This window comes from Rhizobium sp. CECT 9324 (assembly GCF_918741265.1).
GTDB lineage: Bacteria > Pseudomonadota > Alphaproteobacteria > Rhizobiales > Rhizobiaceae > Allorhizobium.
Map to the genome: position 1 here is coordinate 2,230,186 of NZ_CAKKMZ010000001.1, position 20,684 is coordinate 2,250,869.

Here is a 20,684-nt window from a genome sequence, read left to right on the forward strand (position 1 = left end):
GGCCTCGCGCCGGCCTTTGCGTTTTGTTCGACGCCTCATTTCTGAGAGTGCCATGTTATACGTTTCTCGCTGGAAGACAGTGTTTATCTGGCTGACCGTCCTGGTCAGCGTCTTGTTGGCTTTGCCCAACGCCTTCAGCGATGAAGAATTGTCAGCCTTCCCGTCCTGGTTCCCGACCAACAAGGTCACGCTTGGTCTCGACCTTCAGGGCGGATCGCACATCATGCTCAAGCTTGAGCGTGCGGACATCGTCAAGGAACGTCTGGAAACCGTGGTGGGCGATATCCGCGCGCAATTGCGCGACGCGAGCATTCGCTACACCGGTCTGTCCGGCGTCGGCCAGCAGGTTCAGGTGCGGATCACGGATGCCGACAAGGTCGAGGCGGCCGTCGAGGCGCTTCGGACACTGACCGATCCGGTGAGCGCCGGCGGCCTGACGGGCGGATCGATTACCGAAGTCACGCTTGAGCAACAGGATGGCGGCCTTCTGCGGCTGAACCTGACGGATGCCGGCATCGACTACCGTGTATCGTCGGCACTGACCCAGTCGATGGAAGTGGTTCGCCGCCGCGTCGACGAACTCGGCACGACCGAGCCGCTGATCCAGCGCCAGGGTGCCGATCGCATCATCGTCCAGGTCCCGGGACTGACCGATCCGCAGCGCCTGAAGTCGCTGCTCAACCAGACCGCCAAGCTTTCCTTCCATATGGTCGATACCTCCATGCCGGTGACCGAGGCGATGAACAATCGCCCGCCACCGTCGTCTGAAATTCTCTACTCCACCGACGATCCGGCCGTTCCCTATCTGATTGAGAAGCGAGCGCTGGTCTCCGGCGAAAATCTCGTCGATTCCCAGGCGTCCTTCGATCAGCGCAGCAATGAACCCGTCGTCAGCTTCCGCTTCGACAGCCGCGGTGCCCAGCGTTTTGCCCAGGCAACCCAGCAGAATGTCGGCCGCCCCTTCGCCATCGTGCTCGACCAGCAGGTGATTTCTGCCCCGGTCATTCGCGAACCGATCCTCGGCGGGTCCGGCCAGATCTCCGGCAATTTCACAGTCGAAGGCGCAAACGATCTCGCTGTCTTGCTGCGCGCTGGTGCATTGCCGGCCACGTTGACGGTCGTCGAAGAACGCACCGTCGGTCCGGGCCTCGGCGCCGACTCGATCAATGCCGGCGTCGTCGCCAGCGGCATCGGCGCGATCTTCGTCGTCTTCTTCATGCTCGCCTTCTACGGCTCGTGGGGCGTCATGGCGAATATCGCCCTGGCTGCCAACGTTGCCATGATCCTGGCCGTGCTCAGCCTGATCGGCTCGACGCTGACCCTGCCCGGTATTGCCGGTATCGTGCTCACCATGGGCATGGCGGTCGATTCCAACGTTCTGGTCTATGAGCGTATTCGCGAAGAGGCCAAGGCCGGCCGGCCCTTGCATCAGGCGATCGATACGGGCTTCACCAAGGCCTTCGCCACGATCGTCGACGCCAACCTGACGACGCTGATCGCAGCCGTGGTTCTGTTCTTCCTCGGATCCGGTCCGGTGCGCGGCTTTGCCGTGACACTTGCTGTCGGTATCGTGACGACCGTCTTCACCGCCTTCACCATGACCCAGTGGCTGATGGCCATGTGGTTCCGCTGGAAGCGTCCGAAGCATATCCCGAAGGGCGTGCGCACAGGCATGTTCGATGCGCAGAACATTCGCTTCATGGCGGTTCGCAACTACACGTTTGCGCTTGCCGGTGCCTTGGCCTTCATATCGCTGGCGGGCTTTGCCACGCTTGGCATGAACCTCGGCATCGACTTCAAGGGTGGTTCGATCATCGAGGCGAAGGCCCGCAGTGGTCCGGCAGACATATCCGATATCCGCGACCGGCTCAGCCAGCTCAATCTTGGCGAGGTCCAGGCCCAGGGCTTCGGCGACGAGTCGAGTGTGCTCATCCGCTTGCAGGCGCAAGAGGGCGGCGAGAACGCGGAGCAGTCCGCGCTGAGCAAGGTGCGTGGCGAACTGGAGAGTGAATATGAGTTCCGCCGCGTCGAAGTGGTCGGCCCGTCGGTGTCGAGCGATCTGACCTTCACGGCCACGCTCGGCGTAGCTGTCTCGCTGCTCTTCATCCTGATCTACATCTGGTTCCGCTTCGAGTGGCAGTTCGCCGTCGGCGCGATCATCGCGACCATGCATGACGTGATCCTGACGATCGGGCTGTTTGTCTTCCTCGGGCTTGAATTCAACTTGACCAGTATTGCAGCGATCCTGACGATCATCGGCTACTCGCTCAATGACACGGTTGTCGTCTATGACCGAATGCGCGAGAACCTGCGGCGTTACAAGAAGATGCCGCTCAATGTGTTGATTGACATCTCGATCAACCAGACGCTGTCGCGTACCGTGTTGACCGGCTCGACAACGCTGCTGGCTCTGCTTGCGCTCTATATGTTCGGCGGCGAGGTCATCTCGTCCTTCACGCTGGCCATGCTGTTCGGCGTACTGATCGGGACCTTCTCGTCGATCTATATCGCAGCACCGGTTCTGATTGCCTTCAAGCTGCGCCCTGAAAGCTTCCAGCAGGATGACGACAAGGGCGACAAGTCTGTGAAGACGGCCGCCAAGGCGGGAGCCTGATCGAATGGCGTTCGGCTTTGGAGACAAGGGCATCGTTATCCGCGAGGCCCATTTCCCCGGCCGGGCGCCGATCGATGCCTATGGCAATGGTGGTTTCCGTTTTGCCGACATGTCGCATCGCGGCTCGTTGCTGCTGCTGCCGTCCGGTGTCTATGGCTGGGATGTGAGCGAAGGTGACGAACTGACGCTTGCTGTCTTCGAGCGCGTGCTGGCGGAGACCGGCATCGAGTTTCTGCTGCTGGGCACGGGCGCGCAAATGCGTCTTGTCGATCCGGAAATCAGGGCGGCGCTGAAGCAGCGCGGCATCGCCACCGATCCGATGGGAACCGGGGCTGCCGTGCGCACTTACAACATCATGCTGGCCGAGCAACGGCCGGTCGCCGCCGCGCTGATTGCGGTCTGACCCAGATAGGTACGCCGTGAGCGAAACGAAACCGGCCAACGAGGCGCTCTGCCTCGCAGCATTGCGCGATCATGATCGTGATCGCTATCTGGCTGCACTGTTGACGCCTGCCGACCGCCGTGCGGGTGTCGCGGCTCTCTATGCTTACAATGCGGAACTTGCCCGCGTGCGCGAACTCGTGCGCGAGCCGCTTTCGGGCGAAGTGCGGCTGCAATACTGGCGGGATCTGCTGCAGGGTGCTGGCCACGGGGCAACGCAGGCCAATCCAGTTGCCGCAGAACTGCTCAAGGCAGTACACGACTGGAAGCTGCCGGTCGGGCCGCTGGCCACCATGGCCGATGCCCGCATCTTCGACCTCTACGACGATCCCATGGAAACGGTCGCGATGTTTGAGGGTTATGCCGGCGAGACCGCGGCATCCCTGATCCAGTTGGCGAGCCTGGTTCTCGACCCAGCGGCAGCAGCTTCCGCGGCGCAAACGGCCGGCCATGCGGGTGTCGCGCAGGCGGTGGCTGGTTGCATATTGCTTCTTCCTATCCATCGTGCGCGTGGACAGGTTTATCTGCCGCTCGAAATCCTGCGTGCGGTTGGTCTCGAAGGTGCTGATCTGCTCAAGGGATCCGACACGGCGCGGTTGTCAGCCGCGATCGAAGCCTTTGCCGGTCTTGGTCTCGATCATCTGGACAAGGCCCGGCGATCCGGTACGCCCTCTCGCAGCATTCTGCCGGCCTATCTGCCGGCAACGCTGGCCCGGCGTGTCTTGCTGTCCGCGCGCAAAAAAGGAGCTGGAATCCTTGACCACGATATCCGTCCGCCGCAATGGCGCCGGCAGCTGCGGATGATGGCAACGCTTGTCTCCGGGCGGATCTGATCTATCTTTTCCGTCATCCGGTCTCAGCCGGCGCGCGACACGTTCACGCAAGGCTCGGCTGCTAGATCAGCAACGATGATGCAATTGCCTCGACGGGAGACATAAGGTGAGCGTGGTAACTTGGGCGGTCCTGTTGGGAATAGTGGTTGCGCTCGCATTCTATTCCACCCGTATGGCAAGGCATAAGGAAGAGGATGGATTGCAGGACACGGGTCTGGCGATCCTCGAGTTTGGCCGGGCCTTTCCCCAGGAAGCCATTCGCAGCCTTCACACGACGGCAGACGGAAAGGCCGTCTTTGTCCGCCTGCATGACAACAAGGCGGGCATCATGCGCACGCTGCGCAATCACTATGCCTGCCATCTGATCGAACCGGGCACCGTGCGGGTCAGAAACCTGGCCGATGGCAGGGGCTTTGCGGTCGAATTCCTGGATTCGCCGGCCCACAACGGTGAATTCACCTTCGCTTCGGCGGCCGATGCGGCGGAAGTGTCACTCTGGCTTCTGGGAAACTATGTCGCCCCGGCCGATCTCGATCCGGCCCCGAACGGGCTGCCGACCACCTGATCGGCAGAGCCCTGTTTGAACGGTGGTTTCAGGCGATTCCGAGCCAGGCCTTGCAGTCGGCAAGTGCGCGCAGCGCCACGAGCTGCCGCTTCATCACCGTCTTGTCCTTGCCACGAAAGCGCTTGACGCCCTCCGGCTTGACGATCGAGCCCGGTTCCAGTTCGGGAAACAGGCCGAAATTGATGTTCATCGGCTGGAACGACCGCTTGCCCGGCTCATCATGCGAAACGAGATGGCCGCCGGTGATGTGGTTGAGCAGGGAGCCGAGCGCCGTGGTTGCCGGCGGCAGGCTGATTTCTTCACCCTTGCGTTCCGCCGCAGCGAAACGTCCAGCGAGAAGACCGATCGATGCACTCTCGACATAACCCTCGCAACCGGTGATCTGCCCGGCAAAGCGTAGGCCCGGACGGTTCTTCAACTGCAAGGTCGGATCGAGCAATGTCGGCGAATGGATGTAGGTATTGCGGTGAAGCCCGCCGAGGCGGGCAAATTCCGCATTTTCGAGGCCGGGGATCATCCGGAAGATCTCCGCCTGGGCACCATATTTCAGCTTGGTCTGGAAACCGACCATATTGTAGAGCGTGCCCAGCGCGTTGTCCTGGCGCAACTGCACGACGGCATAGGCCTTGACGGTCGGATTGTGCTCGTTGGTCAGGCCCATCGGCTTCATCGGCCCGTGCCTCAGCGTTTCGCGGCCGCGCTCGGCCATCACTTCGATCGGCAGGCAGCCGTCGAAATAAGGCGTGCCTTCCCATTCCTTGAAGCCGACCGAATCGCCGGCGATCAGCGCGTCGAGGAAGGCATTGTACTGCTCTTCGTCCATCGGGCAGTTGATATAGTCCTTGCCCGTGCCGCCCGGTCCGACCTTGTCGTAGCGCGACTGGTACCAGCAGATGTCCATGTTGATGCTGTCGCGATGCACGATCGGCGCAATCGCGTCGAAGAAGGCGAGCGCATCTTCGCCGGTCTTGGCGCGGATCGCCTCGGCCAGATCGGGAGAGGTGAGGGGTCCGGTGGCGATGATCGCCTGGTCCCAGTCTTCCGGTGGCAGGCCGGCGACTTCCTCGCGCACGACGGTGATCAGCGGATGCCGGGCAATCTCGGCGGTTACCGCTTCGGCAAATCCGTCGCGGTCGACGGCAAGCGCACCACCTGCCGGCACCTGGTGGCGATCGGCACAGGCCATGATCAGCGATCCGGCAAGCCGCATCTCCGCATGGATGACGCCGACGGCATTGGCCGTCGCATCGTCGGAGCGGAACGAATTGGAGCAGACCAGTTCAGCCAGGCTGTCGGTCTTATGGGCATCGGTGCCGCGAACACCGCGCATTTCGTGCAGGATCACGGGAACGCCGGCTTGCGCTGCCTGCCAGGCGGCTTCCGATCCGGCAAGACCGCCGCCGATGATGTGAATGGGGGAAAGGGTGCTGTGTGTCATGGGCGGCTCCATATCATGGCGCGGCTTGGCAGGTCCATGCTCTGCGGCACATCCAGAGATCAAAAAGGCTCTGGGATCACGGTGTGCAAACACCAGATGCGATTCAGGCTGAACGGAGCCAAGAATCAAAAACGGCACCCAAGGTGCCGTCTGACAGTCGTCGCTTTGTGCTGCCGCCGCAAAGGCGGGCTTCCGATTAACGGAAGGAGCGCGAAGCGATATTGCGGATTTCGTAGCGGGTGATGCCGATGTCGCTGAGGGTCTGGTTCGACAGGTTGCCGAGTTCAGCGAGAGTGCGGCGATAGCTCATCCAGTTTTTTGCAATGCGAAGCGGGTTCATGGTCGTTTTCCTAGGTGGGATCTTGGTTGCTGATCTGGCGGTTTGTTTCCGCCTCAGCGATTGACCCTCTTATACGCCCGTAAAATAAGATTGTGCAGTGCAAATTCTAGGCGACTGCTATGCATTTGTGCATGATGATGACGATATTAGCAGCAGAGCGCAGAAATTAGGCAGAAGGTTTTCCGCCGCTATGGCCTGTGATTTCATTGAGAAAAATGGGCTTGGCGCAAACGCAGAAGGCCTCCCGCAAGCGGGAGGCCTTCGTGTTTCGTTCCAGTCTGCAGCGCGTTGGCGCCGCGACGGAATTAGCTGTTGACGGCGTGGCGGGCGACGCGACGGATGTCTTCGCGGCCAATGCCGAGGTCACGCAGTTCGCGGTCCGACATGCGGCCGAGTTCGGTGATGGTCTGACGATACTTGCGCCAGTTGTTGAGCGAGCGAGCGATGTTCATGGCCTTGCCTCATGGGTTGGGCGCAACTGTCGGCGCCGTGTTCAAATTCGATGACTGGAATATATGCTGCATTGCGAAACGATTGAAGACATAAAGCCTCACACCACCCATGCATAAATTGCATAACGGCACGGTTAATCGACTGTAAACTGATGCTTTTTGAGGCTTTTGCCTCCCTGGATTGCACTGCCGCATTACCGGGCATGGGTCGCCGGAGGGCATGCGCGTCGCGGTCAGGCCGCGTGGGCCGAAAGCGTCTTGCAGTATGCGGGGGAACGGCTTAGCCAAAACGAATAACGCTCACCGGGGGAGGATCCGGTGAGCGTCATTTTGACAGACCAACGACTGGGAGGAGGAGCGTCGCTGGTCATTCGATCCCGCATCGGGAGGAGGATAACGCGGGGCCGAAGGTGGTATGACCGTTTCCGGTCAGTCTGGGCTGGTGAAACGTTCTTCATCTGCCTTTTGTTGATTGTGAATATACGCCTGAGTCGGCGTCTTGTGCAGTGCAATATTGTCATGGAAGCCATGCGCATTTCGCATAGAATACGGGCTGCGCACAAACCGCCGAATGCCCCTAACTATTTGAGGGGATTTTGCCTTTTTATCGGATGCCGCTGATCTGCGATTGAGTTTCTCGTCCGGCCGTTCCAGACTTCGGGCAAATCCTGTAATTTTGCCTCTGGCGAGGCAGTGGGATCTGGGTGCGGGGGACGCATGTATCGCGGTCATTTGAAACGGGACTTGCAGGAATGGACCCGCAAGGGGCTGATCGACGAGGCGACGGCCGGCCGCTTGCTCGCCGATGTCGATGCGAGGCGCTCGGCCTTCAGCGTCGGTACCGTGCTGGTCATGCTGGCGGCGGTGCTGGTGGCCGCCTCGGTGCTGTTGCTGGTCGCGTCGAATTGGCAGGCGATCCCGCGCCTGACCAAGGTCATCGGCATTGTCGCCCTGATCTGGGCCTTCCAGCTGGCGGCGCTGTTTGCCCGGTTGCGGGATGCGGACAGGCTTACGGCGGCCTGCCTTGTGCTTGGAGCCGCCAGTTTCGGCGGCGCGATTTCCCTGATCGGCCAGCTCTATCATCTGTCGGGCGACACATTCTCCGCCATGCTGCTGTGGTTCGTCGTCACCGCCATCTCCGCAGCACTCTTCCGCTCGGGCGCGCTGACCGTGACGGCTGGCATTCTGTCCTTCGTCGTCTTCTGGACGGTGATCGATCGATTCGACTATGATTTCCGCTGGCATGAACTGGCATCCTATTGGCCACCGGCAGCCGCCGCCGTTCTGGCCGCGCTCACGGTCTGGACCAGGACCGATCAGGCCAAGCATTTTGCCTATCTGCTGCTGCTGAGCTGGTGCATCTGGTTCTATGTGCTCGGCGATGAAGTGCTCTGGGCCACCCTGATGACCGGCGTGGGCACCTTGGTCTTCTTTGCGTTTGCGCTTCCGGCATCACCTTTGGCGCACTTGCGCGGCAAGCTCGGCGCCTCGATCACCTTTTATCCGCTGCTGCTCGCCTTTATCGGTCTCGGCTATTGGCATGGCAATGCCGTCGATGGCCAGACGAACGCAATCCTGGGCGTCCTGGTGATCGCGCTGTGCCTGGCGGCGCTGGCGTTGGAGGGCAGAGACAATGGCGCGGTGCGTTTCCTCGCCTATATCGTCTTTGCGCTGGAGGTTCTCTACCTCTCCTATGAGACCATCGACAGTATCCTCGGAACCTCGGCCTTCTTCCTGCTCGCCGGCCTGGTGGTGGCGGTTCTCGCGTTTGTGGTCATCCGCCTTGAGAAACATTTCGGCCGAGGTCCGACGGAGGTGCAGCCATGATCGCAACCCGACGCTTCGCTCTCGCAGTTCTTCTCGTTTGCCTCGGTCAGACGGCAATCCTCGGCTACATGGTCGAAAGCCGGGCAGGCATCCTGCGCACCGGTGCGGAAGTCCTGTTGAAGACGGCGCCGGTCGACCCGCGCGACCTGTTGCGTGGCGACTACGTCATCCTGAGCTATGATATCTCCACGATCACAACCGCGCTGATCACGGGAGAAAGACCGGCAGGCGATGAAAAAATGCCGCTGCAGGTGCGATTGAAGCCCGCCCCGGATGGTTTCTGGACCGTCACCGAAGCCTCCTTCCAGCCATTGCCGGCAATCGCCGGCAGCGTGATTGTCAACACCTTGCCCGTGCGTGGCTATGATGTGCCAAGCGGCACCGATGGCACAGTCTGGGTCACCTACGGGATCGAGAGCTATTATGTGCCAGAAGGCGAGGGGCGCCCGATCGAGGACGGGCGCAATACCGGTCGCGTCTCCGTCGCCGTGCGGGTGTCCGAAGACGGCCAGCCACAGATTCGCGCGCTGATGCTCGATGGCGTGCCGCTTTATCAGGAACCGCTCTACTGATTGTCATCACGCTTTGTGCCAGACCTAGTGCCAAGCCGGGAATGCCGGCATTGTTTGGCCGGGGACGGGTGTCATTTTTCCTTTGCGTGGCGGAAAACGGGTGATATAGAGACGCGCGCTCCGGAGGGGCCATGCGCTCACGCAGCATGCGCTTTTGGACGCGGGTATGGTGAAATTGGTAGACACGCCAGATTTAGGTTCTGGTGCCGCAAGGCGTGGGAGTTCAAGTCTCTCTACCCGCACCAGCTTAGCCGCGCGGGATTGATGTGAGAGGCATCCTTTGCTGATCCCGTCTGTCCGGCGCCGTTTTGCTTGGCATATGTTTGACGTTAGCGACGCAGCCACGTCCGGGAAAAGAAATTCCGGCGTCGTGCTCAGTGAAACCACCGGCTGTCCGAGCACGGCCGCCACGACATGAAGGTAAGAACATGCAGATTATCGAAACGCTCGCTGAAGGGCTGAAGCGCGAAATCAAGGTCATCATCCCGGCCAAGGATATGGAACAGCAGATGAACGAACGCCTGGCTGACGCCAAGGACAAGGTTCGCATCAACGGTTTCCGTCCGGGCAAGGTTCCGACCGCGCATCTGAAGAAGATGTACGGCAAGTCGATCATGGCTGAACTCGTCAACGAGATCATCCGCGACCGTCCGAGCGCGATCCTGTCGGAGCGCGGCGAAAAGTCGGCGACCCAGCCGGAAATCGTCATGACCGAGGACGAAGCCGAAGCCGAGAAGATCCTGTCCGCACAGGCCGACCTCGAATTCACGCTGTCCTACGAAATCATCCCGCCGATCGAACTGAAGTCGGTCGACGGCATCAAGATCGTGCGCGAAGTGGTCGAAGTCTCGGAAGACGAGATCAACGAGCAGATCCTCAAGATCGCTGAAAATGCCCGCACGTTCGAGACCAAGAAGGGCAAGGCCGCTGATGGCGACCGCGTCACCATGGACTACCTCGGCAAGGTCGACGGCGTTGCCTTCGACGGTGGCAAGGACGAAGACGCTGAACTGGTCATCGGTTCGAACCGCTTCATCCCGGGCTTCGAAGCCCAGCTCGTAGGCCTCAAGGCTGGCGACGAAAAGGTCATCAACGTCACGTTCCCGGCTGAATATCCGGCTGCCGAACTGGCTGGCAAGGACGCAACCTTCGACATCACCGTCAAGGAAGTTGCAGGCCCGGCCGCAATCGAAATCAACGACGAACTGGCCACCAAGCTCGGCGTCGAATCGGTCGACAAGCTGAAGGAAGTCGTTCGCGGCCAGATCGAAAGCCAGTACGGCAACGTCACCCGCCAGAAGGTCAAGCGTCAGATCCTCGACCAGCTCGACACGCTCTACAAGTTCGACGCTCCGTCGAAGCTGATCGACGCCGAGTTCGACAACATCTGGCGCCAGATCAACACCGACCTCGCACAGTCGGGCAAGACCTTTGCTGACGAAGACACGACCGAAGAAGCAGCTCGCGAAGAATACCGCGCGCTGGCCGAGCGTCGCGTCCGTCTCGGTCTCGTTCTCTCCGAAATCGGCGAAAAGGCCGGCATCGAAGTGACCGACGAAGAAATGCAGCGTTCGCTGTTTGCCCAGCTGCAGCAGTTCCCGGGTCAGGAAAAGCAGATCCTCGACTTCTTCCGCAACACGCCGGGCGCCTCGGCTTCGCTGCGTGCGCCGATCTTCGAAGAGAAGGTCATCGACAAGCTGCTCGCCGACGTTTCGGTCACCGACAAGACCGTCACCAAGGAAGAGCTGATGGCGGAAGACGAGTCTGAAGACGGCGACAAGCCGGCCAAGAAGACTGCCAAGAAGAAGGCTGCTGCCAAGGCTGACGACGCTGCAGAAGGCGAAGAAGCCGCTCCGAAGAAGAAGGCAGCCCCGAAGAAGAAGGCTGCTGAAGGCGACGCCGAATAAGCTTCGGCATCCTTTCAAGACAATTGTGAAGGCCGCCCCTGAGGGCGGCCTTTTTGCATATCTGGGGTTGAAAAACAACGTGGGAACTTGCGCTGGGGAAACATGCGCTGGGAGAATGCGCACTGGAAACGGTGTGCTGAGCGTCCGGGCGATGCCGACGACACGACGCAGACATGCTGGCTGCTGGCGGATCGTCGGCAGCGTCACCAAACGCGCTGCCTTTCTATTTTCGGCCTGTCAGCGCCAGCCAAGTGCCGGCGCGACATGGGTCAGGATCGCCTGGAGAACATGGGCGTTGTAGTCGACCCCGAGCTGGTTCGGCACGGTCAACAGCAGCGTATCGGCTTCGGCGATCGCTTCATCGCGCTTCAGTTCCTCGATCAGCTTGTCGGGCTCCGCCGCATACGACCGGCCGAAGATCGCACGCGTGTTCTCGTCGATATAGCCGATCGAATCCTGGTCCTTGTTCTGACCGAAATAGGCGCGGTCCATGTCATTGACGATGGCGAAGATCGAACGGCTGACAGAGACGCGCGGTGTGCGTGTGTGGCCGGCTTCCGTCCAGGCCTCGCGATAGGCGCGGATCTGCTTCGCCTGCTGGATATGGAAGGGTTCGCCCGTTTCGTCATCCTTGAGGGTCGAACTCTGCAGGTTCATGCCAAGCTTGGCGGCCCATATGGCCGTGGCATTCGAGCCGGCACCCCACCAGATGCGCTCACGCAGGCCTTCCGAATGCGGCTCCAGCCGCAGCAGGCCCGGCGGGTTGGGAAACATCGGCCGCCGGTTGGGCTTGGCGAAACCTTCGCCCTTCAAGACATCGAGGAAGACCTCGGCATGGCGGCGGCCCATATCGGCATCGCTCTGGCCCTCTTCCGGCTGGTAGCCGAAATAGCGCCAGCCCTCGATCACCTGTTCCGGCGAGCCGCGGCTGATGCCGAGCTGCAGGCGGCCGCGCGAGATCAGGTCGGCAGAACCGGCATCCTCGGCCATATAAAGCGGGTTTTCGTAGCGCATGTCGATGACGCCGGTGCCGATCTCGATCCTCGATGTACGCGCGCCAACGGCGGCCAGCAACGGGAAGGGCGAGGCGAGCTGGCGGGCGAAGTGATGGACGCGGAAATAGGCGCCGTCAGCACCGAGTTCCTCGGCCGCGACCGCAAGGTCGATGGACTGAAGCAGCGTGTCCTGGGCCGAACGCGTGCCGGACTGGGGCGAGGGCGACCAATGGCCGAAGGAGAGAAAACCAATGTTCTTCATGATGATATGCTTTCGTGATGACGATTGAAACCTAGATGGCATCTAGGAGCCATGTCTCATAGGGGCAACGAGGTGACAGACTGTTTCTGGATCAGAAACAGGATCGCCTTCCGCTGATCTCAGGCGATATCAAGGATGAGAGGGCGGTGATCCGAGACCTCCGGCTCTGCGACGACCTCGAATGTGTTCACGCGAACATTCGGCGTGACCAGCATGTAATCGGCAAAGCGGCCGTCTTTCCGGTAATGCGATGTGCGCGTGTCGGAAAACCCGCGGCCGGTTACCAGGTCGCTGAGGCCGAGCTGACCCAGTGCTGCAAAGGTAGCGCTGTCGGGCAGCACATTGAAATCACCGCAGACCACCAGCGGTTCACCTGTGTGCCAGATACGCTTGATCAGGCAAATCAGTGCCTCGGTCTGTCGCTCGCGCGCCGGCGTGTCATGCTTGCCGGCAGGGTCGCGCAGGCCATGCAGTTGGACGACCGTGATCGGCGCGCCGGCGTGATGGTTGAAGATCCTGATGCCATGCGCATTGCGGGCGCGCGGATGGGCGCCAAATCCGTTGGCTGAGAAGCTGCCGTGGATGAAATCGAGTGCCTGGCCGATGATTGGAATCTCCTTGCGCACGAAGGTCGCAATCCCGAACTCCTGCCAGCAGGTTTCGTCGCCATCCTGAAGCTCGCCCCGTGCTGTCGGGCAGAAGATCCCGTCATGGGCCGGCAGAACCGCTGCGATCTCATCGAACAGATGCGCGCGCTGCTGCAGTTCGACCGATCCGTCGCGATAGGTCAGCCAGTCGTGCCGTGCACCAGGTGCCCGTGCGACTTCCTGCAGGCAGAGCACATCGGCGTCGATGTTCTCCAGATAGCGCATCAGCGGCTCATGGAGCATTCCGCCCCAGATATTGAGAGAAGCAATCTTCATTGTATCCAGCAGCGTGGCCAAGATGTGGAGCCGGCAGGATAGTTGCACCGTTGCAGCACTTCAAGCGCGCCGGAACCGTCTATTATCCTCGTTGTCGCTCGACGAAAAGCAGCATCGACACACCGGTTACGGCAAGCGCGACACCGAGCAGGCCCGTTTCCGAATAGCCGAGATAGTGTGAGCCGGCAGCGAAGGTGGCGGCTGTGATCGCATTGCCGAGGAAGGAGTTGATCGGCATGAACGCGGTACCGAGACCAGGGCGTCCGGGAAACAGATCCTGGAAATAGTTCAGCGGCAGGGCCAGCAGCGCGGCGGCAAAGGCAGCGCCCGGCAGAGCGAGTCCATAGATGTGCCAGGGCGCTGTCGCGAAACTCAACGCCACCATGTAGCCGCCATAGCCGAGCGCCGCCGTGACGATAATGCCGATGATGCTGAAGCGTTTCAGCGAGCCTGCCCACATCAGCATGAAGGGGATCTCGATCAGCGCCGTCATGCCGGCAATCAGCCCGACATCGTCGGTCTTGCCGCCGAGCTGCAGGGTCAGGATCAGCGGCCAGATGGTGCCGCTCAGGCGCAGGGTCGACGTGATCGCCGCAATCGCGATCAACCGGATCAGCATGTCTGGCGCAGCCAGTTCCTTGAGTGCCGAGAAAAAGCCGGGCGCCGCCGTGTCTCGGGCAGGCCGGGATGGTGGCGACTTCAGCACAAGGGCCGCACAGAAGAGGATGAACAGGCAAAAGAGCGAGGCGAGCCCCCAGGCCCCAAGCATGCTGCCGGATGCGCCGAGCGCCAGTCCCAGGCCGGCTGGTGTCACCACCCAGGCCGCCGAGATAATGGCGCGCAAGGTTGCATTGACTGAAGCGGCATCCACCGGCTCGAGCTCGCCCGTCTCCAGCCGAGCGCTGGCAAACAGCAGGGAACTGGTGGCGTAGAAAAAAGGGATGACGAGCGAGGTCGCGCCGAGGAAGACGGGCACCGATGGATAAAGATAGATGGCGCCATAGCCGAGCACGCCCAAGGCCGACATGGCGATCAACATGTGTCGCCGGTCACCCAGCATGTCCGACAGGATGCCGAGCGAGACGCTGATGACGACGGCCGAGATCGAAGAGACGAAGACCAGCAGCGAATAGGTCTGGTCGCTCATGCCGAGCGTGCCGATTGCGGTCACCGAAAGATAGGGTATCGTCGCCCCGAACGCAGACCCCTGGGCAAAGATCATCAGTGCGAGGACGAGCAATTGCGGGCGGCCGGCAATCTGGCCGAAGGATGAAGGCATGAAACTGGCTTTGTGCTGATGAAGGCGGGAGCATCCGCAAGATGTGGGTGTTTGAAACACCACCATTGCATGAGTCGCAACCGCCGTCAGCCCGTCGCTGGAAAGCATGAAACGGACGTAGGGCTTTTCACACCGCGCCGTCCCAGTCCTATTCCGCAGCCTTGCGCTCGACCTTCTCCACCTTCAGTTCACCCATGCGGTTCCAGGCGTCGAGGCCGGCGATCTTGTAGGCTTCGGCGAGCGTCGGGTAGTTGAACGTGTTCTCGACGAAATATTCGACCGTGCCTTTGAGGTTGAGAACGGCCTGGCCGATATGCACCAGTTCGGTCGCACCTTCGCCGACGATATGCACGCCGAGCAGGCGTCGGGTCTTCAGCGAGAAGATCATCTTCAGCATGCCGCTGTCGAGACCCATGATATGGCCGCGCGAGGTTTCGCGGAAATGGGCTATGCCGCATTCGTAGGGAATGTTGCGCTGGATCACTTCCTCTTCGGTCAGGCCGCAGGTGGAGATTTCCGGCACGGCATAGATGCCATAGGGGAAGAACTGTGGCGGTTCGTGCGAAGGAGCGCCGACCGCATGACGCGCCGCAATCCGGCCCTGTTCCATCGACGTCGAGGCAAGGCTTGGGAAACCGACCACGTCGCCCGCGGCATAGATGTTGGGAACGGCAGTCTGGAAGGTTTCGGGATTGACCTTCAACCGGCCGCGATTGTCCGCCTCGAGACCGCAGGCAGCGAGGTTCAGCGTATCGGTGGCGCCGACGCGACCGGCAGCAAACAGCACCATCTCGGCCATCAGCACGCGGCCGTTCTTCAGCGTGACACGGCATTTGCCGTCGATCTTTTCGACCGTCTCGACCGTCTGGCCGAATATCAGCTTCATGTTGCGGTCGCGCAGCTGGTAGGTGAAGTCCTCGACGATTTCCTTGTCGATGAAGTCGAGCATCGTGTCGCGCGGCTCGACCACGGTGACGGCCGTGTCCAGCGCCGAAAAGATCGTCGCATATTCGATGCCGATGACGCCGGCGCCGATGACCACCATCGAGCGCGGCAGTTCCTTGATCTCCAGGATGTCGTCGCTGTCGAGGATGCTGACGTTATCGAAGGGAACATGCGACGGACGGAAGGGCCTTGTACCGACGGCGAGCAGCACGGATTTGGTCTGCACTCGGAGGATTTCGCCGTCTTCCTTGGCGACCTCGATGGTGTTGGCATCGACGAATGTCGCCGTGCCGCGCATCTGCTGGACTCGATTGCGGGCGAACTGATGCTCCAGCACCTCGACTTCATGGTCGAGAGTGATCAGGAGGCGGCGGCGAAGGTCGTCGGCATTGATCTCCTGCTTCACGCGGTAACTGCGGCCGTAGAAGCCGCGCTCGCGCCAGCCGGTCAGGTTCAGCGCGGTTTCGCGCAGCGTCTTGGAAGGAATGGTGCCGGTATGCACGGAAACACCGCCGACGCGCGTTCCCTTCTCGATCACCAGAACCTTCTTCTCCAGCTTGGCGGCCTGGATGGCGGCGCGGCGCCCGGCAGGCCCGCTGCCGATGACGACAAAGTCGTATTGGTTCATGATATTCGTCCCTGATTCGCGTGTCGGGATGTTGCACTGCAATGTGTCCCATAGTGAAACTAGCAGGGCAATCTAACCGTTTCGTTATCGATAACGATTTGTGTCTGTCTGCGACGGAAATTTGCGCGCACACGGCAGTTCGGCATCGCCTGCCGCAAACATTTGTCCCAACTGGACCCGGATCATATCAGGCGCAGGCCCTTGAGGCTCGCATGACCGTCCTTGCCGATGATGATGTGGTCATGCACGGTGATGCCGAGCGGCTTGGCCGTATCGACGATCGTGCGTGTCATGTCGATATCGGCGCGCGACGGGGTCGGGTCGCCGCTCGGGTGGTTGTGCACAAGGATAATCGCTGTGGCCGAAAGTTCAAGCGCGCGCTTGACCACCTCGCGCGGATAGACCGGCGTGTGGTCGACGGTGCCGCGTCCCTGGATCTCGTCGGCGATCAGCACATTGCGCTTGTCGAGAAAAAGGATGCGGAACTGCTCGGTGGTTTCATAGGCCATGGCGGCGTGGCAGTAGTCGATCACCGACGACCAGGACGACAGAACCTGTTTGCCGCGCAACTCGCTTTTCAGCATGCGCTGCGCAACGCTGGCAATCAGCTTGAGATCCAGTGCCACCGTGTCACCGACGCCCTTGACCTCTTGCAGCAGTGCTGGTGGTGCGCCGAAGACGCCAGCAAGTGTCCCGAACCGTGCGATCAACGCCTTGGCGATCGGCTTGGTGTCGCGGCGCGGGATCAGCCGGAAAAGCAGCAGTTCAAGGATCTCGTAGTCGGCCAGTGCGCTCTCGCCACCGTCGCGAAAACGCGCCCGCAGCCGGTCGCGGTGTCCGTGATAGTGGGCATCGGCGGCCTGGGGGCTGGTGTCGATGGCAGGGGAAGGCTTCAGCCGGTCGGTCCGGGGCGTCTGTTCGGCAAAGAAGTGGCGTTCGTCGTGATCCGGGTTTCCGGAAACATCCTGACCCAGATCGACAATGGTGTCGCCGAAGAGGGAGCCGTTTTCGGAATGGGGAAGCTTCGCCATCGTCAAACCCTTGCATGGACCATCATAGTCACGCGGCGAGGGCGAACATGCCGTCTTGATCACCGTCGCAGGGATATAGTGACATCCCTGCTGTATCGCGCAAGATGCTACAGCATAGTTCTGCGTCGATTGGTTGCAGGCCTGTGCTCGAAGATTACGAGAGACCCGGCCGATCGAGCCCGGCTGGCGACAGCGTGAAGATCTCGCAACCGGTCGCCGTCACGCCAACGGCGTGTTCGTACTGTGCGGTCAGCGACCGGTCGCGGGTCACGGCGGTCCAGCCATCGGACAGAACCTTCACATGCGGCTTGCCGAGATTGATCATCGGCTCGATGGTGAAGATCATGCCCTCGCGCAGTTCCGGGCCTTCATCGGCGCGGCCGTAGTGCAGGATGTTCGGGCTGTCGTGGAACAGACGGCCGACGCCATGGCCGCAGAAATCGCGCACCACGGTGCAGCGTTCGGCCTCCGCATAGGTCTGGATCGCCTCGCCGATGGCACCGGTGCGGGCACCCGGGCGCACGGCGGCAATGCCGCGCATCAGGCATTCATACGTCACTTCCATCAGCCGTTCGGCGGCCCGCTTGATCTGGCCGACGGGATACATCCGGCTGGAATCGCCGTGCCAGCCGTCCAGGATATAGGTGACGTCGATATTGACGATGTCGCCCTCGCGCAGCGGCTTGTCGTCCGGCATGCCGTGACAGACCACATGATTGATCGAGGTGCAGACGGAATATTTGTAGCCACGGTAGTTTAGCGTCGCGGGCAGGGCACCATTGTCCATGCCGAATTCGAAGACGAAGCGATCGATCGCATTAGTCGTGACACCCGGCTTGATCATTGGCACGAGCGCATCGAGGCAGCGGGCGGTCAATTGGCTGGCGCGGCGCATGCCGTCGAAGTCTTGCGCGCTATAGAGGCGAATTGCGCCGGTATTCTTGAGCGGTGCCGATGCCGCGTCGATATAGGTGACCATTGAGCCGCTTCCGGATCCCTGAGAATGACAGTGTTTTCACGTTCATAAAGCAGCAGCACCCGACAAGTCTATCGGGATCAGCCGCATGGGCGCGATTTTGCAAGGCGTGATGTCGCAGGCGATCGCATAGGCCTCGACACCGCGCGCTATTGCCCGGACAAAGGCGCGGCCATAGGCGGGGTCGAGATCGGCGCAGATACGAAACCGGCTGCAATCGGTCCGCTGGATCAGGAACAGCATCGCCGCGCGCCTGCCGGTCTCGACCAGATCGCCCATCTCTTCCAGATGTTTGGCCCCACGCGTCGTCACGCTGTCGGGAAATTCGGCAAGGCCTGCCTCCCGGATGAAATGCACGTTCTTCACCTCGACATGCACGCTGCCCTTGTCTGCATCCTCAAGCAGGATGTCGATGCGCGAGTTTCGCCCGTAGCGCTGCTCGCGCTTCAATGTGGCAAAACCGTCGAGCTGCGGTATCAAGCCGGCGAGAATGGCTTCTTCGGCCAGACGGTTGGGCAGGGCGGTGTTGACGCCGATCACCGTGCCGTCCGCCTCCACCAGTTCCATGGCATGGCGATATTTGCGGTTTGGCGCATCGTGGACAGAGAGCCAGATCGCTGACCCCGGATCCGTCAATCCGCGCATCGAGCCGGTATTCGGGCAAAATCCGGTGATTTCGTCGCCGCTGTCCAGCACTGCATCGAACAGGAAGCGCTTGTAGCGGCGGATCAATCGGGCGGGGATCAGCGGCGGTTCGAAGATCAACGGCCGGTCCCACATGCGCTGCGGGGCGTCATACGCGTTCCAGCACGTTTCTGCCCGGTGCGTCGGCGATCGCGTTCAGGGCGTCGCCGCCGGGTTTACGGGCCGAAACCTGCTTGTGGTCGAGCTTTTCGATCCAGGCCTGCCAATGCGGCCACCAGGAACCTTCGGTTTCTTCGGCGCTGGCAAGCCAATCCTCATAGGTGCCCTCGGCCTTTCCATGGGTCCAGTATTGGTATTTCTTCTTGTCCGGCGGATTGACGACACCGGCGATATGTCCCGATCCGGTGACGACAAATTCGACGGGTCCGCCAAACAGCGCGCTGCCGATGTAGACCGATTTTGCCGGCGCGATATGGTCTTCGCGGGTGGCAAGATTGTAGATCGGGATCTTCACCTTCTTTAGCGACAGTGTCTTGCCGGCGAGCTGCATCTTGCCTTGGCTCAGCGTGTTGTTGAGATAGCAATTGCGCAGATAGAAGGAATGGTTGGCCGCCGCCATCCGGGTCGAATCGGAATTCCAGTAGAGCAGGTCGAAGGGCATCGGATCCTGGCCCTTCAGGTAATTGTTGACGAAATAGGGCCAGATCAGTTCGGAGGCGCGCAGCATGCTGAATGCCGTCGCCATTTTCGAGCCATCGAGATAGCCGGTTTCCCGCATCCGTTCCTCGACACTCTGAAGCTGCTCCTCATCGACAAACACCTTGAGGTCGCCGGCATAGGTGAAATCCACCTGCGTCGTGAACAAGGTGGCGCTGGCGATACGGCTGTCCTTTTCCTGCGCATGCAGGGCAAGCGCTGCGGCAAGCAGCGTGCCGCCGACGCAGTAGCCGATGGCATTGACCTTTTTCTCGCCGGTCGCCTTCTCGATCGTATCCAGCGCAAAATCGATGCCCTCGCGGATATAGGCCTCCCAATCCTTGTCCGCATGGCGCTCGTCGGGATTGACCCAGGAGATGACAAAGACGGTGTGTCCCTGTTCGACGCACCACTTGATGAAGCTTTTCTGCGGGTTGAGGTCGAGAATGTAGAACTTGTTGATCCATGGCGGGCAGATCAAAAGCGGCCGCTTCAACACGGTATCGGTTGCCGGCGCATACTGGATGACCTCGCAGATATCACTCTGCGCGATCACTTTGCCGGGGGTGATGGCCATGTTTTCGCCGACGGCGAATTTGCTGGTGTCTGTCTGGCGAATGCGCAGTTCGCCTTTGCCGGCGGCGATATCCTCGGCCAGCATCTGCATGCCCTTGACCAGATTGGCGCCACTGCTGGCGACCGTTTCCCGGTAGAGCTGCGGGTTCGTGGCGACGAAATTTGCCGGCGAAAGGGCGGCCGTGATCTGGCGGACGTAGAAGGCGGCCTTGTGGCGCGTATGCTCGTCGAGCCCTTCGGCGTCATTGACCATCTTGTCGGCCCAATCGGACAGAACCAGATAGGTCTGGCGGAGGAAATCGAAGAACGGATTGCGCTGCCAGTCCTCGTCGGCGAATCGTTTGTCCTTCGGCAAGGGCTCATTGACGGGCGCATCCGGCGGTGCGGAGAGGCGGGTCAGCGAGCGCGCCCAGATGCCGAAGACGGCATTCAGCAGGTGGGTTTGCGCTTCCATCGTCCGCTTCGGGTCGGACATCCAGTATTCGGCCAGTTTGGACATCGTCTTGACAAGCTCGGACATCGGTTCGGAGACGGGATCGACAATCTCGCCCCGTTCGCGCGGCGCGAGCCAGCTTGAAGCAGCCTTGCCCAGATTTTCAAGCGCCTTTGCCGCATTGACAGCCAGCGCCTGCGGATCCTTGACGATATAGGGTTCGAGCAGTTTTGCATCGAATGCCGGACCGGACTGTGCAGTCTCTTCCCGTTTGTTGTCCACGGCATCCTCCCCAGGATTGTATCT

The 20,684-nt window shown here is 60.9% G+C and carries 18 protein-coding genes and 1 tRNA gene; 8 read left to right on the forward strand and 11 right to left on the reverse strand.

Annotated elements, in window-relative coordinates; all coding sequences use genetic code 11:
* Positions 1–52: 52 nt before the first annotated feature.
* The 4 genes from secDF (at position 53) to LQ231_RS11075 (ending at position 4,453) form a co-directional block, all read left to right on the forward strand.
* Positions 53–2,614, forward strand: a complete 2,562-nt coding sequence (secDF, locus tag LQ231_RS11060) for a protein translocase subunit SecDF (protein ID WP_230171354.1) — start codon at positions 53–55, stop codon at positions 2,612–2,614.
* A 4-nt stretch (positions 2,615–2,618) separates the two neighbouring features.
* On the forward strand, positions 2,619–3,017 hold the full coding sequence (locus LQ231_RS11065; RefSeq protein ID WP_230171355.1) for an Mth938-like domain-containing protein: 399 nt from the start codon (positions 2,619–2,621) through the stop codon (positions 3,015–3,017).
* Between the two features lie 16 nt (positions 3,018–3,033).
* Positions 3,034–3,888, forward strand: coding sequence for a phytoene/squalene synthase family protein (locus tag LQ231_RS11070; RefSeq protein WP_230171356.1), 855 nt, complete (start codon positions 3,034–3,036; stop codon positions 3,886–3,888).
* A gap of 106 nt (positions 3,889–3,994) precedes the next feature.
* Positions 3,995–4,453, forward strand: coding sequence for a hypothetical protein (locus tag LQ231_RS11075; RefSeq protein WP_230171357.1), 459 nt, complete (start codon positions 3,995–3,997; stop codon positions 4,451–4,453).
* A 28-nt stretch (positions 4,454–4,481) separates the two neighbouring features.
* On the opposite strand, the gene trmFO is transcribed toward LQ231_RS11075, so the two are convergent.
* The 3 genes from trmFO to LQ231_RS11090 all read right to left on the reverse strand — a co-directional run bounded on the left by trmFO (position 4,482) and on the right by LQ231_RS11090 (position 6,683).
* Positions 4,482–5,891: a methylenetetrahydrofolate--tRNA-(uracil(54)-C(5))-methyltransferase (FADH(2)-oxidizing) TrmFO gene (gene trmFO, locus LQ231_RS11080; protein WP_230171358.1), complete on the reverse strand. Its 1,410-nt coding sequence runs from the start codon at positions 5,889–5,891 to the stop codon at positions 4,482–4,484.
* 196 nt (positions 5,892–6,087) lie between these two features.
* On the reverse strand, positions 6,088–6,231 hold the full coding sequence (locus LQ231_RS27275) for a DUF1127 domain-containing protein (RefSeq protein ID WP_007606944.1): 144 nt from the start codon (positions 6,229–6,231) through the stop codon (positions 6,088–6,090).
* A 305-nt stretch (positions 6,232–6,536) separates the two neighbouring features.
* Complete coding sequence (locus LQ231_RS11090; protein ID WP_007606945.1) at positions 6,537–6,683, reverse strand: DUF1127 domain-containing protein; 147 nt, start codon at positions 6,681–6,683, stop codon at positions 6,537–6,539.
* A gap of 717 nt (positions 6,684–7,400) precedes the next feature.
* On the opposite strand from LQ231_RS11090, the gene LQ231_RS11095 reads away from it, so the two are divergent.
* The 4 genes from LQ231_RS11095 (at position 7,401) to tig (ending at position 10,989) form a co-directional block, all read left to right on the forward strand.
* The gene (locus tag LQ231_RS11095; RefSeq protein WP_230171359.1) at positions 7,401–8,510 is read left to right on the forward strand and encodes a DUF2157 domain-containing protein; all 1,110 of its coding nucleotides are present in this window, start codon (positions 7,401–7,403) and stop codon (positions 8,508–8,510) included.
* Entirely contained in the window at positions 8,507–9,082 is a 576-nt protein-coding gene (locus LQ231_RS11100; RefSeq protein WP_230171360.1) for a GDYXXLXY domain-containing protein, read from the forward strand. The genes LQ231_RS11095 and LQ231_RS11100 overlap by 4 nt, the downstream gene beginning before the upstream one ends.
* A gap of 160 nt (positions 9,083–9,242) precedes the next feature.
* A tRNA-Leu gene (locus LQ231_RS11105) sits at positions 9,243–9,327 on the forward strand.
* Positions 9,328–9,510: 183 nt separating this feature from the next.
* The gene (gene tig, locus LQ231_RS11110) at positions 9,511–10,989 is read left to right on the forward strand and encodes a trigger factor (RefSeq protein WP_113141155.1); all 1,479 of its coding nucleotides are present in this window, start codon (positions 9,511–9,513) and stop codon (positions 10,987–10,989) included.
* Positions 10,990–11,226: 237 nt separating this feature from the next.
* Here tig and LQ231_RS11115 read toward each other — a convergent pair whose 3' ends face one another.
* From LQ231_RS11115 to phaC, 8 genes are all read right to left on the reverse strand, one after another.
* Entirely contained in the window at positions 11,227–12,246 is a 1,020-nt protein-coding gene (locus tag LQ231_RS11115) for an LLM class flavin-dependent oxidoreductase (protein WP_230171361.1), read from the reverse strand.
* A 119-nt stretch (positions 12,247–12,365) separates the two neighbouring features.
* Positions 12,366–13,169 carry an endonuclease/exonuclease/phosphatase family protein gene (locus LQ231_RS11120; RefSeq protein WP_113141157.1) on the reverse strand — a complete coding sequence of 268 codons (804 nt, stop codon included), beginning with the start codon at positions 13,167–13,169 and terminating at the stop codon, positions 12,366–12,368.
* An 82-nt stretch (positions 13,170–13,251) separates the two neighbouring features.
* Positions 13,252–14,448 (reverse strand): MFS transporter, encoded by a 1,197-nt coding sequence (locus LQ231_RS11125; RefSeq protein WP_230171362.1) that lies wholly within the window; start codon positions 14,446–14,448, stop codon positions 13,252–13,254.
* A gap of 148 nt (positions 14,449–14,596) precedes the next feature.
* Complete coding sequence (sthA, locus tag LQ231_RS11130) at positions 14,597–16,021, reverse strand: Si-specific NAD(P)(+) transhydrogenase (RefSeq protein ID WP_230171363.1); 1,425 nt, start codon at positions 16,019–16,021, stop codon at positions 14,597–14,599.
* A gap of 182 nt (positions 16,022–16,203) precedes the next feature.
* Entirely contained in the window at positions 16,204–17,052 is an 849-nt protein-coding gene (radC, locus tag LQ231_RS11135; protein WP_230171364.1) for a DNA repair protein RadC, read from the reverse strand.
* 154 nt (positions 17,053–17,206) lie between these two features.
* Positions 17,207–18,031, reverse strand: a complete 825-nt coding sequence (map, locus tag LQ231_RS11140; RefSeq protein WP_113141160.1) for a type I methionyl aminopeptidase — start codon at positions 18,029–18,031, stop codon at positions 17,207–17,209.
* Between the two features lie 42 nt (positions 18,032–18,073).
* Positions 18,074–18,793: a DNA/RNA nuclease SfsA gene (gene sfsA / locus LQ231_RS11145; RefSeq protein ID WP_230171365.1), complete on the reverse strand. Its 720-nt coding sequence runs from the start codon at positions 18,791–18,793 to the stop codon at positions 18,074–18,076.
* A 28-nt stretch (positions 18,794–18,821) separates the two neighbouring features.
* Entirely contained in the window at positions 18,822–20,660 is a 1,839-nt protein-coding gene (gene phaC / locus LQ231_RS11150) for a class I poly(R)-hydroxyalkanoic acid synthase (protein ID WP_230171366.1), read from the reverse strand.
* Between the last annotated feature and the right edge of the window lie 24 nt (positions 20,661–20,684).

Coding starts and splice junctions, on each gene's coding strand:
- secDF (WP_230171354.1), top strand. CDS start 53: ATGTTATACGTTTCTCGCTGGAAGACAGTGTTTATCTGGCTGACCGTC.
- LQ231_RS11065 (WP_230171355.1), top strand. CDS start 2,619: ATGGCGTTCGGCTTTGGAGACAAGGGCATCGTTATCCGCGAGGCCCAT.
- trmFO (WP_230171358.1), bottom strand. CDS start 5,891: ATGACACACAGCACCCTTTCCCCCATTCACATCATCGGCGGCGGTCTT.
- LQ231_RS27275 (WP_007606944.1), bottom strand. CDS start 6,231: ATGAACCCGCTTCGCATTGCAAAAAACTGGATGAGCTATCGCCGCACT.
- LQ231_RS11090 (WP_007606945.1), bottom strand. CDS start 6,683: ATGAACATCGCTCGCTCGCTCAACAACTGGCGCAAGTATCGTCAGACC.
- LQ231_RS11095 (WP_230171359.1), top strand. CDS start 7,401: ATGTATCGCGGTCATTTGAAACGGGACTTGCAGGAATGGACCCGCAAG.
- LQ231_RS11100 (WP_230171360.1), top strand. CDS start 8,507: ATGATCGCAACCCGACGCTTCGCTCTCGCAGTTCTTCTCGTTTGCCTC.
- tig (WP_113141155.1), top strand. CDS start 9,511: ATGCAGATTATCGAAACGCTCGCTGAAGGGCTGAAGCGCGAAATCAAG.
- LQ231_RS11115 (WP_230171361.1), bottom strand. CDS start 12,246: ATGAAGAACATTGGTTTTCTCTCCTTCGGCCATTGGTCGCCCTCGCCC.
- LQ231_RS11120 (WP_113141157.1), bottom strand. CDS start 13,169: ATGAAGATTGCTTCTCTCAATATCTGGGGCGGAATGCTCCATGAGCCG.
- LQ231_RS11125 (WP_230171362.1), bottom strand. CDS start 14,448: ATGCCTTCATCCTTCGGCCAGATTGCCGGCCGCCCGCAATTGCTCGTC.
- sthA (WP_230171363.1), bottom strand. CDS start 16,021: ATGAACCAATACGACTTTGTCGTCATCGGCAGCGGGCCTGCCGGGCGC.
- radC (WP_230171364.1), bottom strand. CDS start 17,052: ATGGCGAAGCTTCCCCATTCCGAAAACGGCTCCCTCTTCGGCGACACC.
- map (WP_113141160.1), bottom strand. CDS start 18,031: ATGGTCACCTATATCGACGCGGCATCGGCACCGCTCAAGAATACCGGC.